Raw genomic sequence first — 14110 nt, forward strand, 5'->3', positions numbered from 1 at the left:
CCCCCCCCCCCGGCGTGGCGACCGTCCATACCAGCAGGCGCTTGCGCAGTTGGTGCTTGTCGGCGAACTTGCCCGCCAGTGGGCAGATGAGCGCCATGCAGCCGCTGCTGATGCAGGCGATCGCCATCGCGCTGCCTGGCGGGTAATGCAAGGCGGTGGTCAGGTAGGTGGGCATGTAGAACACGAACAGGTACATGCCGATGGTCGAGCTGGCCATCAGGCCAATGCCCAGGGCGATTCGCTTGAGCAGGGCGGCATCCAGCACCGGCTCGCCTGAACGCGCCGCTTCGGCGGTATGGGTTTCCGGCAACCGCGTGCGAATGTACCAGCCGACCGGGCCGATCAGCAGGCCGAAAATGAACGGGATGCGCCAACCCCAGCTTTCCAGCGCGTCCGGCTCGAGCCATTGGCTGAGCGCCAGACCGAACCCTGCCCCCACCAGGGCGGCATAGCCCTGGCTGGCCGCCTGCCAACTGACGCTCTGGCAGCGCTTGCCAACAGTGCTGGACTCCATCAGGAACACCGATGCGGTACCGATCTCGCCACCGGCCGACAGGCCCTGAATCAGCCGACCGGCCACCAGCAGCAGCGTGGCGCAGATACCGATCTGCGCATGGGTGGGGGTGAACGCGATCAATGCCGTACCCAGGGTCATCAAGCCAATCGTCAGCGACAAGGCTGCCTTGCGCCCATGCCGGTCGGCGTAACGGCCAATGACCATGGCCCCGACCGGCCGCATCAGAAAGCCGACGCCGAAGGTGGCCAGCGACATCAACAACGAAGCCATTGCCGAATCGGACGGGAAGAAATGCTTGCCGATCAATACAGCGAAAAAGCTGTAGATCGTGAAGTCGTACATTTCCAGCGCATTGCCCAGCGAGCAGGCAATCAAGGTTTTACGCGAGGACGACGAGTGCGCACTGCAAGGCGCATCCGCCTGCAGAACTGGCGGTGCGGGTAGCGGTGTTGTCATTGTTTTTCTCCGTTGGCGAATCGCGGCGTGCAACGAATATCGGCCAATCGGGCAGTCAATACACTTGCAGTTTCGGCAATTGGTTAACCCGGGGTTAATCAGCCCAGCGCCCTGAGGTCGGCACCCCGGCAGGCATGCAACCGATGCTGCAGGCGTTGCCCAATGGCCGCAGGTCAGCCGTTGCCAAGGGCATGAGCACCGGTCATGCGCCACCGCAAAGGCACCCATTGGCTTAACCAAACGGCATGCACTGGCCGAATAAGCAATCACACTGCAACGGGTTATTCACCGACGCTACAGCCACCCCATCATCGTGCTGGCCTGGAGTCGTGAATGAACACTCGCACTACATCGTTGCTGTTGATGATCCAAAGCGCTTGCCTGGCCGCTGAGGCACAGGCAGATGGCTTTCCGGCACTCGCCCGGATCGCGCCTGGTTTCGGTTATTACGGGGTGGACTACGGCTTTGATGACACGCTCAAGGTCTACGGCACCGTGGACGCCTTTGCCAGCTACCACGACTCGCAGCAGCACGCGGGCTTCAGGCTGGCCGGCGGCGGTGCCTGGACCAACAAGCTTGGGCTGTATGCGCGCAAGGGGCTAAGCGCTGACAGCGCGCTGGAGCTGGTAGCCGAAGAAGGCTTCAACCTCAATGGCCAGGCACTGGAGGGCAGCTGGGACACTGTCGGCAGCCTGCGCCTGGCGGCTGTGGCCCTACGTTCGAAAAGCCTGGGTAAACTGGAGTTCGGCAAGACCTACAGCATGGGCACCCCCACCTACGCCGACCCGTTCCTGGCCACGTACGGCTCGCCTTACACCTACCTGGCCCTGCCAGCAGCCGGCAAGGGCGCCTATTACCTGGACCTGCGCCCCAAGCACACACTGGCCTACACCACCCCGAACCTCAACGGTTTCAGCCTGGGCACGGCAGTGAGCCTTGGTTTCGACGATGCCGCCAGCCAGGGGCGCACCCTGCGAGGCGGTGGCGCGCGCCTGCAATACCGCAACGAGCGGGTGATGCTGCTGGGCTCCTACAACCTGTACTACAGCGACCCATGGGACGACGCTGGCAACACGCGCCAGACCGCCAACCGCTACAAGAGCCTGTCGGCGTTCTACGACTTCGGCCCGCTGGCCACCAGCCTGACCTGGCAACGCCAGGACGTGGACCAGGCCGGCAGCCCTAGCACCACGTTGATCACTGCAGGGGCAATGGTGCCGGTTGGCGAACGCGATGTGCTACGCCTGGCAATCATGCAACGCCAGGTCACCGCCAAGGACCAGGACGCCTTCGCGGCAATGGTTGGCTACGACCACTTCGTGACCCCGCGCTGGGCCGTGTATGGTCGGGTCGGCCTGATCGCCAACCAGCCCGCTTCGGCGGTCACCTACGCAGGTACCCCGCTCGAGCAGCCGGGCGACGACCCGGTCAACGTCGCGCTAGGCATGTACTACCACTTCTGACGCCCCTGCCCGGGCTTGCCTCAGCACCCGCCCGCGCAAGCTGTGATACAGCTCCTGCGCAGGTGTGGTGAGGCTATGGCGGTCGATGCAAACCAGGTTGATCGGGTAATCCGGGATCAGCTCTTGCACCGGCATGACCACGAAGTCGCTGCCAATGCCGTACCTGAAACTCTGGTCCACCGCCAGTTGGCTGATGGTCATCAGCGCCTCAGTATTCTGCAGCAGCTTGAGCGCCATCATTACCGAGGTGCACTCCACGGTATTTTGCGGCACGGGCAGGCCGTTGGCCTCGAACAGCTGGTGAAACTGCGAAGCTTGATCGGCCAATTCGTCCAGGCTGATCCAGTGGGCGTACTGCAATGTGCGCAGCGATTTGCTGAACTGCTGTTGGTTCGACACATGGCAGATCACGCTGCCCTTGATGCTGCCAAGCGCCTCCCAGTCCAGGCTCAGGCGGCTGAGCGGCTGCTGCGATGTGATGGCGAAGTCCAGGCTGCCATCGCGCAAACGTTGCAGGATCTGGCTAGGGCGCAGGTCGGTGATGGTGAGTTTGACCCGCGGGTATTTACGCCGGAACGCCAGGATACTTTCATCCACCCCGTCAAGCATGGCCGTGAGCGAGGTGACGCCGATCGACACCGCGCCCAGCGTGGCGTCCTGGATGCTCGCCGCTTCGATCTGCAGGCGGCGAATACTTTCGACCACCAGGTTGGCATGGCGGATCACGCGCTTGCCTTCCTCGGTCAGGGCCATGCCCTTGGGTGAGCGTTGCAGCAAAGCGAAGCCCACCTCGCGCTCCAGCTCCTTGATCGAACGGCTCAGGGCAGGTTGGGTAATGTGCAGGAGCTTGGAGGCTTCGAGGATGCTACCGGCATTGTGAATGGCGACAAGCGCCCGGAGCTGGTGAAGTTTCAACCGTCTTTACCTTGTACGCTGCTGGCGACGCTGGCCAATGGCAGAAGCGTTCGGGCCCTGAGTGCAGGCGCCAGCAGGGTTGTTGGACGGGTACAGGTTCACGTCGGGCAGTCGCTCGCCAACTTTGCGCATTGCAGCATCCTGGGTCAGTGGGTGGCCGAGCGGCTATGATGCCGTAGGTCAGCCAGCCAGGTACACAACTGCCTGTACAGGCACCTGAGCGTCTGCGCCACTCACAGGCGCAGTATGGCGTGCTCATGGTCGATGGCGGGCACCGGCACCTGCCCACGCCGCACGACCAGCCATTGGCGCATGCGCTCGGTGTCGAAGATCTGCCCCTCTTCCATCATCAACAGGATCAGCGACTGGGACATTCGGTAACACCCGCATTGGGAACAGCGCCGCTCCTCCCATCCAAGGGTGCATTCGACGGATTCCGCGTGCCCTGCGCAAATCAGACAACTCATGTTAGCCCCCTTTCTTGTTCTTCCGTGGAGGTGATGGAGGTAGTGCAGTAGGTGAAGACTGGACTCCCGACTGACATGGGATATTCATGCCAACTTGAAAATTCCGTACCTTTAGTCTGGAAAGTTGCGATCAAGATCACAGGGCCAACCGCCAGCGCTCGACCGCATACACAAGCTTTCCTTCCCGTTGCCTACTCCCGACACCCCAGCATCATGAGCAGCGCTAAATCATTAGTGATTTATCTTCAATATCATTCATGTAGGGCCCCTGCCTAGAATACGGCCTGAACACGGACATCACGTCGCTCGCGCCATGGCAATAGTTGCCTGCTTGCACTACCCAACGGCACGAGCCAGGCATCAGGACACCGTACAACATGGCTTACGCACCGCAATTCACTGTGCAGCGCACCGCTTTCGACGAGCACTACCAGCCCGGCGAAAACACCCGCATCACCACCAATTTCGCCAACCTAGCGCGGGGGGAAAACCGCCAGGAAAACCTGCGCAACACCTTGCAGATGATCGACAACCGCTTCAACGCCCTGGCGCACTGGGACAATGCCTATGCAGACCGTTACAGCGTAGAGCTGGATATCATTTCGGTGGAACTGCACCTGCACAGTGAACAGCTCAGCAGCGGCCTGCCGCTGATCGAGCTGTTGCAGACCCATATCGTCGACCACACCACCAACCGCCGTATCGACGGCATGGTCGGTAACAACTTTTCCTCGTATGTGCGGGACTACGACTTCAGTGTGTTGTTGCTGGAACACAACAAGGGTCGGCCAAGCTTCAGCACGCCGGACAACTTTGGCGAACTGCATGGCAAGCTGTTCAAGTGCTTCATCAACTCGGCCACCTACAAGGCGCACTTCGACAAGCCGCCGGTCATCTGCCTGAGTGTGTCGAGCAGCAGGGTTTACCACCGCACTGAAAACCAGCACCCGGTGCTGGGCGTGGAGTATCACCAGAACGACCACTCGCTGACCGACGAATACTTCAGCAGGATGGGGCTCAAGGTGCGCTACTTCATGCCGCCCGGCAGCGTGGCGCCATTGGCTTTCTACTTTGCCGGTGACCTGTTGGCCGACTACAGCAACCTGGAGCTGATCAGCACCATCAGCACCATGGAAACCTTTCAGAAGATCTACCGCCCCGAGATCTACAACGCCAATGCGGCAGCCGCAATGGCCTACCAACCGAGCCTGCAGCACCAGGACTATTCGCTTACACGCATTGTCTACGACCGCGAAGAGCGCAGCCGCCTGGCGCTCGAACAAGGCAGGTTTGCCGAGGAGCGCTTCGTCAAACCGTACCAGACCACCCTGGAGCAATGGTCCGCTCAATACGCCGGCTGATCACCTCAACGCACAAGGTAACCGCTGATGAACACGCTACTTCCCACCTCCACTGCCGGCAGTTTGCCCAAGCCTACCTGGCTGGCGGAGCCTGAAACACTCTGGTCACCCTGGAAATTGCAGGGCGCGCAGCTGGCCGAAGGCAAACAGGACGCCTTGCGCCTGGCCTTGCAGGAACAGCAGCACGCGGGCATCGATATCGTCAGTGACGGCGAACAGACCCGCCAACATTTCGTGACCACGTTCATCGAACACTTGAGCGGGGTCGATTTCAAGCAGCGCCAGACCGTGCGCATTCGCGATCGCTACGACGCCAGCGTGCCCTCAGTGGTGGGTGCTGTAGCGCGACAGGCACCGGTGTTCGTCGACGATGCCAGGTTCCTCCGCCAGCAAACTGCCCAGCCAATAAAGTGGGCGCTGCCGGGCCCCATGACCATGATCGACACGCTGTATGACAGCCATTACAAAAGCCGGGAAAAACTGGCCTGGGAATTTGCCAGGCTACTCAACCAGGAAGCCCTGGAACTGGAAGCGGCGGGCGTCGATATCATCCAGTTCGACGAACCGGCGTTCAATGTGTTCTTCGATGAGGTCAACGACTGGGGCGTGGCCGCCCTGGAGCGCGCCGTTCAAGGGCTCAAGTGCGAAACCGCGGTGCACATCTGCTATGGCTACGGGATCAAGGCCAACACCGACTGGAAACAGACCCTGGGGGCGCAATGGCGGCAATATGAGCAGGTGTTCCCGACGTTGCAACAGTCGAGCATCGATATCATTTCGCTGGAGTGCCACAACTCGCATGTGCCGATGGAACTGCTTGAGCTGATTCGGGGCAAGAAGGTCATGGTCGGTGCCATCGATGTCGCCAACCCTGCCATCGAAACGCCCGAAGCCGTGGCCGACACCCTGCGCAAGGCGTTGCAGTTCGTCGACGCCGACAAACTCTACCCCTGCACCAACTGCGGCATGGCCCCACTGCCGCGCGCGGTCGCCAGCGGCAAGCTCAAGGCGTTGAGCGCCGGCGCTGCCATCGTTCGCCAGGAACTGACCGCCAACGCGGGTTGAGGTGTTGAACCGCCTGCCTGGCCTGGCCGGCATGGCGGTACGCACCAACTCGGTTCAAAAAACGCGGCTGCAGACCGGGCGCCCTGTTTTGATGCACGCCGGCCGGTCAGCCGGCCGCCACCTCACCCCGCCTGGACCAGGCGCCGCCCAGCAAAACCGCTGCCCACCGCCCATTCCCTGGCCTGCCCGGCACTGCACCGGGTTTTCGGCACTTTCATTGCAATGCTGGTTGGTGAACGGAATGCACCCGCAACCCAACGCGACCGAGGCTGACGACACCCCCACTTACCAGCAAGGCAGCACCCTGAAAGACGCAGATGAACGGCAATGAAGCTGCCGGTAACGGCGGCAAGGAGTGGGTATGTCCCGGGCTTTTTTCAATGAAATGTACGACGCGAACGGCAGCTGCCGCCCGCACTACCAGGAGTTCGCCCGCTGGCTGGCGAACACCCCGCTGGAGCTGCTGGAGCAGCGCCGACGCGAGGCCGACCTGCTGTTCCACCGCGCCGGTATCACCTTTACCTTGTATGGCGACAAACAGGACACCGAGCGGCTGATCCCCTTCGATATCATCCCGCGCAGCATCCGCGCCAGCGAGTGGCGTACGGTCGAGCGCGGCTGTATCCAGCGCGTGCAGGCCCTGAACCTGTTCCTGGAAGACATCTACCACGACCAGCGCATCCTCAAGGCCGGGATCATCCCGCCAGAGCAGGTCCTGGCCAACGAGGGTTATCAGATCGCCATGCAGGGCCTGGACCTGCACCGGGGCCTGTATGCGCACATCGCCGGCGTGGACCTGGTGCGCGATGGCGATGGCAGCTATTTCGTGCTGGAAGACAACCTGCGCACCCCCAGTGGTGTCAGCTACATGCTCGAAGACCGCAAGATGATGATGCGCCTGTTCCCCGAGCTGTTCGCCGCCCAGCGCATCGCGCCCATCGACCACTACTCCAACCTGCTGCTGGACACGCTCAAGAGCGCCAGCCCGCTGGATAACCCCACTGCTGTGCTGCTTACCCCAGGGCGCTTCAACAGTGCCTATTTCGAGCATGCCTTCCTGGCCCGCGAAATGGGCATCGAGCTGGTCGAAGGCGCCGATCTGTTCGTGCGCGACGAGCATGTGTACATGCGCACGACCGCCGGCCCGCAACGGGTCGATGTGATTTACCGCAGGCTGGACGACGACTACCTCGACCCCCTCTCGTTCAACCCCGACTCGATGCTGGGCGTGCCCGGGCTGATTTCGGTGTACCGCGCCGGCAACGTAGTGCTGGCCAACGCGGTGGGCACCGGCGTAGCCGACGACAAGTCGATCTACCCCTATGTCGCCGACATGATCCGCTTTTACCTGGGCGAGGAGCCGATCCTCAACAACGTACCGACGTGGCAGTGCCGCAAGCCGGCCGACCTGTCCCATGTACTGGCCAACCTGCCCGAGCTGGTGGTCAAGGAAACCCAGGGCTCTGGCGGCTACGGCATGCTGGTCGGGCCCGCCGCCACTGCCGCGCAGATCGAGGACTTCCGCGCCCGCATCAAAGCGCGTCCACATGCCTATATCGCGCAACCGACCTTGTGCCTGTCCACCTGCCCGACCTTCGTCGACAACGGCATCGCGCCGCGGCATATCGACCTGCGCCCGTTCGTACTGTCGGGCAGCGAAACCCGCCTGGTGCCAGGCGGCCTGACCCGCGTGGCGCTGAAGGAAGGCTCGCTGGTGGTCAACTCGTCACAAGGTGGCGGTACCAAAGACACCTGGGTGGTGGAGGACTGAACCATGCTTTCGCGAACTGCTTCTGATCTGTACTGGATGTCCCGCTACCTGGAACGTGCGGAAAACCTGGCGCGCATGCTCGAGGTCAGCTACTCGCTGTCACTGATGCCGCAGGCGGGGCGCAGCGACGGCCATGCCGAACTGGCCATGTCACTGTTGGCCTCGGGCACGCTCGACGACTACATCCGTCGCCACGCCGAGCTCGACACCGAGCGCATGCTGCATTTCTTCGCCCTCGATGCCACCAACCCCGGCAGCATCTACTGCTGCCTGCAGGCGGCCAGAACCAACGCCCATGCAGTGCGCGGGCGGATAACGGCGGACATGTGGGAGAACATCAACGCCACCTGGATCGAAATGCGCAACATTGCCAGCAACGGGCTGGGCCGCTACGGCATCAGCCAGTTCTGTGACTGGGTCAAGGAGCGCTCGCACCTGTTCCGCGGCGCCACCTCCGGTACCATCATGCGCAACGATGCCTACAGCTTCATTCGCCTGGGCACCTTCCTGGAACGGGCCGACAACACCCTGCGGCTGCTCGATGCGCGCTATGAAATGTTCGGCGAGGCCTCCGACGAGGTCAGCGACGACTCGGCCAGGGGTTTTTACCAGTGGAGTGCCTTGCTGCGCGCCCTGACCTCCTACGAAGCCTTCAATGAAATCTACCGCGCCGCGCCCAGTGCCGGGCCGGTTTCCGAATTGCTGTTGCTGCGCGTCGACGTGCCGCGCTCGCTGCATGCCTGTATCGAGGAGCTGGACCAGATCCTGGCCGGCCTGCCTGGCAGTACCGGGCGAGCGGCCCAGCGGCTGGCCGCCGAGCTCAACGCGCGGCTGCGCTATACCGCCATCGACGAAATCCTCGACGCCGGGCTGCATCCCTGGCTCAGCGATTTCATCGGCCGCGTCAACCAACTGGGCCAGGCGGTCCATCACTCCTACCTGGAGGTTGTATGAAACTGTCCATCCGCCACGACACCACCTACAGCTACGCCAGTGATGTGTCCAACAGCATCCAGTTCCTGCGCCTTACCCCGCGCAGCAGCGAACGCCAGCGCATCGTCGAATGGCAACTGGACCTGCCTTGCAAGGTGAAGAGCCAGATCGACCCGTACGGCAACATCCTGCATGTGCTGACGCTGGACAAGCCCCATGGGCACCTGGCCCTTACTGCCAGCGGCCAGGTCGAAATCGACCCGGCCTGCGAACAGGAGGCAGCCTGCCAGTCACCCCTGCCGTTCTTGCGTGGCAGCCACCTGACCCTGGCCGATGACGCGCTGGTGGCCTTCGCCGCCCGGCAATGCGGCACGCACCGTGACCGCGCCGCATTGATCGACCTGATGCAGGGGCTGGCCGAGCGCATGCCCTACAGCCCAGGGTCGACCTCCGTCGGCACTACGGCCAGCGAAGCGTTCAATGCCGGTGCGGGCGTGTGCCAGGATCATACCCATGCCTTCCTGGCCTGCGCCCGTAGCCTGGGGGTACCGGCCCGCTATGTTTCCGGCTACCTGTGCACCGAGGATGAACAGCACCTGGCCAGCCATGCATGGGCCGAAGCCTGGGTCGACGACGCCTGGTACAGCTTCGACATCACCAACCGCCTGACCCGGCCCGAGCGGCACCTGAAGCTGGCCGTGGGCCTGGATTACCTCGATGCCTGCCCGGTCAGGGGCGTGCGCCGTGGGGGTGGCACCGAGTCCATGCAAGCCAGTGTTCACGTGCATCGCCAGTGACGCCTGGCCCTCAAGCCAGCCTTGCTGCGCGCCTGCAGCAAGGCCACTACCTCTGCCACACAAGGGAATTTGCATGACTTACTGTGTCGCCATGCACCTGCAAGACGGGCTGGTTTTCATCAGCGACTCACGCACCAATGCCGGTATCGACCAGATCTCCACCTTTGCCAAGTTGTTCGTCTTCAGCGTACCCGGCGACCGCCTGATCGTGCTGCAGACGGCGGGCAACCTGGCAACCTCGCAGTCAGTGGTCAACCTGCTGCAGCAACGCAGCCAGGGCAGCGGCCCGCACCTGCTGAATGTCGCCACGCTCTACGATGCCACCGTGCTGGTGGCCGATACCCTGCGCGAGGTGGTGTGCCGCGACCGCAGCAAGCTGACGGCCGGTATCGACCTGAGCAGCTCGTTCATCGTCGGTGGCCAGATTGCGGGCGGGCCGATGGCGATCTACAACGTCTATGCCCAGGGCAACTTTTTCCAGGCCACGCGCGACACGCCTTTCCTGCAGTTGGGGGAAAGCAAATACGGGCGGCCCATACTCGACCGCAACCTGGAGTACCGCACCCCGCTGGATGAGGCGTTGCGCTGTGGCCTGATCTCGTTCGACTCCACCATCCGCAGCAACCTGTCGGTAGGCATGCCCCTGGACTTGCTGGTGTACCGAGCCGATGCCCTGGAGGCACCGCAGCCCATCCGCATCGCCAGCGACGATGCCTATTACCAGCAGATTCGCCGGCAGTGGGGCGAAGGCCTGAAAACCTTGCTGGCCGAGCTGCCGGCGCCGCCGTATGGCTGATGGGGGAATGGCCAGTAAATCCCGGCCAGCAGGCCCGGCCTTTTCGTGGATGAGCCCGCCCCCTCAAAGGGCGGTGCCGCCCCCCCAATACGCCTCATGCCCCTCAGCCCAGCAACTGGCTCAATACCGCACGCAACTTGCCTGGTTTCACCGGTTTGTTCAGCAACGGTGCGCCAAGCTTGCGCAACGAGCGCCGGCACTGGTCACTGCGGTCGGCCGTGATGATGACCGCGGGTATGGCGCTGGCGTAATGTTCGCGCAACTGCCGCACCACCTCACAGCCCACCACGCCGTGATCCAGATGAAAGTCAGCCAGGATCAGCTCCGGGGCGCGCCCTTCAAGCGCCTGCAAGGCACCCTGCTGATCGGTGGCGGTGACCACTTCGCAGCCCCACTGCCCCAGCAACGCGCCCATGCTTTCGAGAATGCTCACTTCGTTGTCCAGCACCAGCAGGCGACGGCCCGGCAGCGGGTTGCCGGCAGTGGGCTGGGGCAGCGTGGGCTGCAGGAGCGGCGGCAGCGCCTGGCCAAGCGGCACCTCGATGCTGAACACCGAGCCACGCCCCGGCCACGAACGCACTTCGATCCGGTAGCCGAGAATCTTGGCGATCCGCTCGACAATGGCCAACCCCAGGCCTACACCCTTGCGGTCCGCTGCGCGGCCAACGTCCAGCTGGTTGAACTCCAGGAATATGGCTTGCAAACGGTCCTGGGCGATGCCGCGCCCGCTGTCCCATACCTCCAGGCGCAAGTGTTCGCCGCGGCGCCTTGCCCCCAACAGAACGCGGCCCTCGTCGGTGTAGCGGCAGGCATTGCTGAGGAAATTGCGCAGAATGCGCGTCAGCAAGCGCAGATCCGTACTGACGGCATAATCGGGAACCCTGGCGTGAAATTTCAGGCCCGCGGCATCGGCCACCGAGCGGAATTCTGAAATCAAAGGCGCAAACAGCTCGTCCAGGCGATAAACCGCCACATCGGGCCTGACCGCAGCCTGGTCGAGCCGCGAGATATCCAGCAAATCGGTCAGCAGGTCTTCGGCGCCCTCCAGCGCCTGGTGGGTACGCTCCACCAGCACATGTTCGGCGTCTGGCAGCGGCCGCTCACGCAAGGTGGAGATCAACAGGCGCGCGGCGTTCAGCGGTTGCAGCAGGTCATGGCTGGCAGCGGCCAAGTACTTGTCCTTGCTGCGGTTGGCGGCTTCGGCAGCATCGCGCGCCTCGATCAGCTCATCGGTACGTGCAGCAACCCGTTGCTCCAGTTCGTCATTGAGCTGTTGCAGGCGCTGCTGGGCCTGCTTGCGCTCGGTGATATCGGCCACGAAGCCTTCAACCAGGCCTTCGTGACCGGGCTTGAGCAGCAGGTTCATCAGCACGTCGAGGTGGCTGCCATCCTTGCGCCGCAGCCGGGTTTCATAGCCATGCAGGCTGTGCTCCCGGGCGAGAATCGCGGTAATCGCCTGCAGCTCTTGCGCACCGCCATCGAACAGGTGGGTCGCCAGGTCGGTCAGGGAAAACAGCACTTGCTGTGGGTCGTCATAGCCGAGCATACGGGCCAATGCCGGGTTGGCAGCACGCATGCCGTCCTGCAGGCTGGCCTGGAAAATGCCGTGCACGGCGTTCTCGAACAGCCATTTGTAGCGGTTGCGCTCGGCTTCCAGTTCATCCAGCCGGGCAGACAATTCCGGGTAATGGCTTTTGCGCGCCGAGTGGTCGCCCAGGCCTAGCAGCCCTGCCAGCGCCCGCTGCTGCTCGTCAGAGGGCCTCGCCATAGACCACCTCGACATCTCGCTGGCTCGACGCGCGCGGGTTGGTGAGGATGCACGGGTCATCCATTGCATGTTGCGACAGGAACGGAATATCGGCCGTGCGCACCCCGTGCAGGCCCAAGGTTTCATGGAAGCCGATGGCGTGCTTCAGGGCAATCAGGTGTTCCACCAGGCGGCCGCAGATCTGCCGGTGGTTGAGGCCGCGGCAGTCGATACCGAAGACCTCGGCAATGACCTTGAAGCGCTCGGGCGCCGAACTGTAGTTGAACGCCACCACGTGCTCGACCAGCACCGCATTGCACAGGCCATGAGGCAGGTCGAGGAAACCGCCGAGGCTGTGCGACATGGCATGCACCGCGCCCAGGATCGCGTTGGAGAACGCCAGCCCCGCCTGCATGCTGCCGAGCATGATCTTCTCGCGCAGGGCGATGTCGCCGGGGTTGGCGATCATTTCCACCAGGTTGCCGTTAATCAGGCGCATGGCTTCCAGCGCATGGGGGTCGGTCAGCGGGCCATGACCGGTAGACACGAACGCCTCGATGGCATGCACCAGCGCGTCGATGCCGGTACAGGCCGACAGGAACGGGTCCATGCTCAACGTGGTTTGCGGGTCGATCAGCGACACGTCGGGCACCACCGCCTTGCTGACGATGGAGAACTTCATGCGCTCCTGCTGGTTGGAGATGATCACGAACTGCGACACATCCGCCGAGGTACCGGCGGTGGTCGGGATCAGGATCAACGGCGGGCTGGGCACGCGAATCATGTCCACGCCCTCGAACTCGAGGATGCTGCGCCCGTGGGCGACCACGATCCCAATGGCCTTGCCGCAATCCATCGGGCTGCCACCACCGACCGCGACGATGACGTCGCAGTGGTTCTGCCGGTAGATCTCGGCGCCGAGCATCACCTCCTCGACCCGGGGGTTGGGCGAAACGGCCGTGTACAGGCAATAGTCGATACCCTGCGCCTGCAGGCTGGCCTCGACGTCGGCCACCCAGCCAGCGGCAATCACCCCTGGGTCGCTGACCACCAGGACCTTGCGCGCACCAAAGGTCTTGGCGTAGTTGGCCACATTATGTCGGCAGCCAGCACCAAAGATGATTTCAGGCGAAACGAACTTGCGAAGGGGGCTGAAACTCTGGCTCATCGTACAGCCTGTTCTTATTGTTCTGGAAGATAACCGCCAGCGTAAAGCATCCCGCGGCGAAAGCAACCAGACCAAAGCGGCACAGGCATCATTCGATCCACGCCTTGGCGCGGGCAACCTCCAGGAAGGCAAGTACGTCCTCGCCAAGGCCGGGAACCCCGGGAAAACGCTGTGCCAGCTGGTCGATGATCGCTGCCGTACTGCGCTGGCCGTCCAGCAACTCCAGCACCCAGCCGGCACTGGCGTTGAGCTCGATGACGCCCCCGGGGTACAGCAGCACATGGCATGCCTGCAACGGGTCCCAGCGTAGCCGCAAGCCCTTGGCCAGGGCCAGTGTCTGCTGGCGGTCGATCAGTTTCACGGCAGGCACCGGGCGTGGGGATCCGGCCACCTTGACGGTGGCCGGGCAGGCATCAGCGGTTGGCGAAGTACATCGTCACTTCAAAGCCAATGCGCAGGTCGGTGTAGGCGGGTTTGGTCCACATGGGGCATGTCCTCTTCTTGTGCCGGGCGATTCCGGTAGAGGCATTAATGCATGGGCGGTGGTGAGGGCGAATGCTACTTTGGAACGAGTTAGCCGGGTGCATTGGTAGCAACGGGGTTGCCACACATTGCCATCAGGCCAGCCAGGGCGCCTGGGGAGGCGGCCTGGC

General features: G+C 63.0%; 14 protein-coding genes. 7 read left to right on the forward strand and 7 right to left on the reverse strand.

Going from position 1 to position 14110, the window contains the following annotated elements; all coding sequences use genetic code 11:
• A partial coding sequence (locus G1E_RS02400) for an MFS transporter (protein WP_371259891.1) occupies nucleotides 1-973 on the reverse strand: 973 nt, incomplete at its 3' end.
• Nucleotides 974-1306: 333 nt separating this feature from the next.
• On the opposite strand from G1E_RS02400, the gene G1E_RS02405 reads away from it, so the two are divergent.
• The gene (locus G1E_RS02405) at nucleotides 1307-2437 is read left to right on the forward strand and encodes a porin (protein ID WP_009682309.1); all 1131 of its coding nucleotides are present in this window, start codon (nucleotides 1307-1309) and stop codon (nucleotides 2435-2437) included.
• Here the strand turns inward: G1E_RS02405 and G1E_RS02410 are convergent.
• Together G1E_RS02410 and G1E_RS28590 are read right to left on the reverse strand one after the other, a co-directional pair.
• A complete protein-coding gene (locus tag G1E_RS02410) occupies nucleotides 2414-3352 on the reverse strand; it encodes a LysR family transcriptional regulator (protein ID WP_009682310.1) in 939 nt (312 codons plus the stop codon). The genes G1E_RS02405 and G1E_RS02410 overlap by 24 nt on opposite strands.
• A 233-nt stretch (nucleotides 3353-3585) precedes the next feature.
• Nucleotides 3586-3726 carry a hypothetical protein gene (locus G1E_RS28590; protein ID WP_009682311.1) on the reverse strand — a complete coding sequence of 47 codons (141 nt, stop codon included), beginning with the start codon at nucleotides 3724-3726 and terminating at the stop codon, nucleotides 3586-3588.
• A gap of 470 nt (nucleotides 3727-4196) precedes the next feature.
• On the opposite strand from G1E_RS28590, the gene G1E_RS02415 reads away from it, so the two are divergent.
• The 6 genes from G1E_RS02415 (at nucleotide 4197) to G1E_RS02445 (ending at nucleotide 10542) form a co-directional block, all read left to right on the forward strand.
• Nucleotides 4197-5180 carry a DUF1852 domain-containing protein gene (locus tag G1E_RS02415; RefSeq protein WP_009682312.1) on the forward strand — a complete coding sequence of 328 codons (984 nt, stop codon included), beginning with the start codon at nucleotides 4197-4199 and terminating at the stop codon, nucleotides 5178-5180.
• 27 nt (nucleotides 5181-5207) lie between these two features.
• Nucleotides 5208-6245: a methionine synthase gene (locus G1E_RS02420; protein ID WP_009682313.1), complete on the forward strand. Its 1038-nt coding sequence runs from the start codon at nucleotides 5208-5210 to the stop codon at nucleotides 6243-6245.
• A gap of 361 nt (nucleotides 6246-6606) precedes the next feature.
• Nucleotides 6607-8016 carry a circularly permuted type 2 ATP-grasp protein gene (locus tag G1E_RS02430; RefSeq protein WP_009682315.1) on the forward strand — a complete coding sequence of 470 codons (1410 nt, stop codon included), beginning with the start codon at nucleotides 6607-6609 and terminating at the stop codon, nucleotides 8014-8016.
• Between the two features lie 3 nt (nucleotides 8017-8019).
• Nucleotides 8020-8970 (forward strand): alpha-E domain-containing protein, encoded by a 951-nt coding sequence (locus G1E_RS02435; protein WP_009682316.1) that lies wholly within the window; start codon nucleotides 8020-8022, stop codon nucleotides 8968-8970.
• Nucleotides 8967-9746, forward strand: a complete 780-nt coding sequence (locus G1E_RS02440; protein ID WP_009682317.1) for a transglutaminase family protein — start codon at nucleotides 8967-8969, stop codon at nucleotides 9744-9746. The genes G1E_RS02435 and G1E_RS02440 overlap by 4 nt, the downstream gene beginning before the upstream one ends.
• A gap of 73 nt (nucleotides 9747-9819) precedes the next feature.
• Nucleotides 9820-10542, forward strand: coding sequence for a proteasome-type protease (locus G1E_RS02445; protein WP_009682318.1), 723 nt, complete (start codon nucleotides 9820-9822; stop codon nucleotides 10540-10542).
• 103 nt (nucleotides 10543-10645) lie between these two features.
• Here G1E_RS02445 and G1E_RS02450 read toward each other — a convergent pair whose 3' ends face one another.
• From G1E_RS02450 to pqqA, 4 genes are all read right to left on the reverse strand, one after another.
• Entirely contained in the window at nucleotides 10646-12310 is a 1665-nt protein-coding gene (locus tag G1E_RS02450) for a NahK/ErcS family hybrid sensor histidine kinase/response regulator (protein ID WP_009682319.1), read from the reverse strand.
• A complete protein-coding gene (ercA, locus tag G1E_RS02455) occupies nucleotides 12294-13457 on the reverse strand; it encodes an alcohol dehydrogenase-like regulatory protein ErcA (RefSeq protein WP_009682320.1) in 1164 nt (387 codons plus the stop codon). The genes G1E_RS02450 and ercA overlap by 17 nt, the downstream gene beginning before the upstream one ends.
• Nucleotides 13458-13545: 88 nt before the next feature.
• A complete protein-coding gene (gene pqqD / locus G1E_RS02460) occupies nucleotides 13546-13818 on the reverse strand; it encodes a pyrroloquinoline quinone biosynthesis peptide chaperone PqqD (RefSeq protein ID WP_029885144.1) in 273 nt (90 codons plus the stop codon).
• Nucleotides 13819-13870: 52 nt separating this feature from the next.
• Complete coding sequence (gene pqqA / locus G1E_RS27205) at nucleotides 13871-13942, reverse strand: pyrroloquinoline quinone precursor peptide PqqA (RefSeq protein ID WP_003243383.1); 72 nt, start codon at nucleotides 13940-13942, stop codon at nucleotides 13871-13873.
• Between the last annotated feature and the right edge of the window lie 168 nt (nucleotides 13943-14110).

Source organism: Pseudomonas sp. TJI-51 (assembly GCF_000190455.2).
Classification (GTDB): domain Bacteria; phylum Pseudomonadota; class Gammaproteobacteria; order Pseudomonadales; family Pseudomonadaceae; genus Aquipseudomonas; species Aquipseudomonas juntendi.

Coding starts and splice junctions, on each gene's coding strand:
- G1E_RS02435 (WP_009682316.1), top strand. CDS start 8,020: ATGCTTTCGCGAACTGCTTCTGATCTGTACTGGATGTCCCGCTACCTG.
- G1E_RS02405 (WP_009682309.1), top strand. CDS start 1,307: ATGAACACTCGCACTACATCGTTGCTGTTGATGATCCAAAGCGCTTGC.
- G1E_RS02440 (WP_009682317.1), top strand. CDS start 8,967: ATGAAACTGTCCATCCGCCACGACACCACCTACAGCTACGCCAGTGAT.
- G1E_RS02450 (WP_009682319.1), bottom strand. CDS start 12,310: ATGGCGAGGCCCTCTGACGAGCAGCAGCGGGCGCTGGCAGGGCTGCTA.
- G1E_RS02445 (WP_009682318.1), top strand. CDS start 9,820: ATGACTTACTGTGTCGCCATGCACCTGCAAGACGGGCTGGTTTTCATC.
- G1E_RS02420 (WP_009682313.1), top strand. CDS start 5,208: ATGAACACGCTACTTCCCACCTCCACTGCCGGCAGTTTGCCCAAGCCT.
- ercA (WP_009682320.1), bottom strand. CDS start 13,457: ATGAGCCAGAGTTTCAGCCCCCTTCGCAAGTTCGTTTCGCCTGAAATC.
- G1E_RS28590 (WP_009682311.1), bottom strand. CDS start 3,726: ATGTCCCAGTCGCTGATCCTGTTGATGATGGAAGAGGGGCAGATCTTC.
- G1E_RS02415 (WP_009682312.1), top strand. CDS start 4,197: ATGGCTTACGCACCGCAATTCACTGTGCAGCGCACCGCTTTCGACGAG.
- G1E_RS02430 (WP_009682315.1), top strand. CDS start 6,607: ATGTCCCGGGCTTTTTTCAATGAAATGTACGACGCGAACGGCAGCTGC.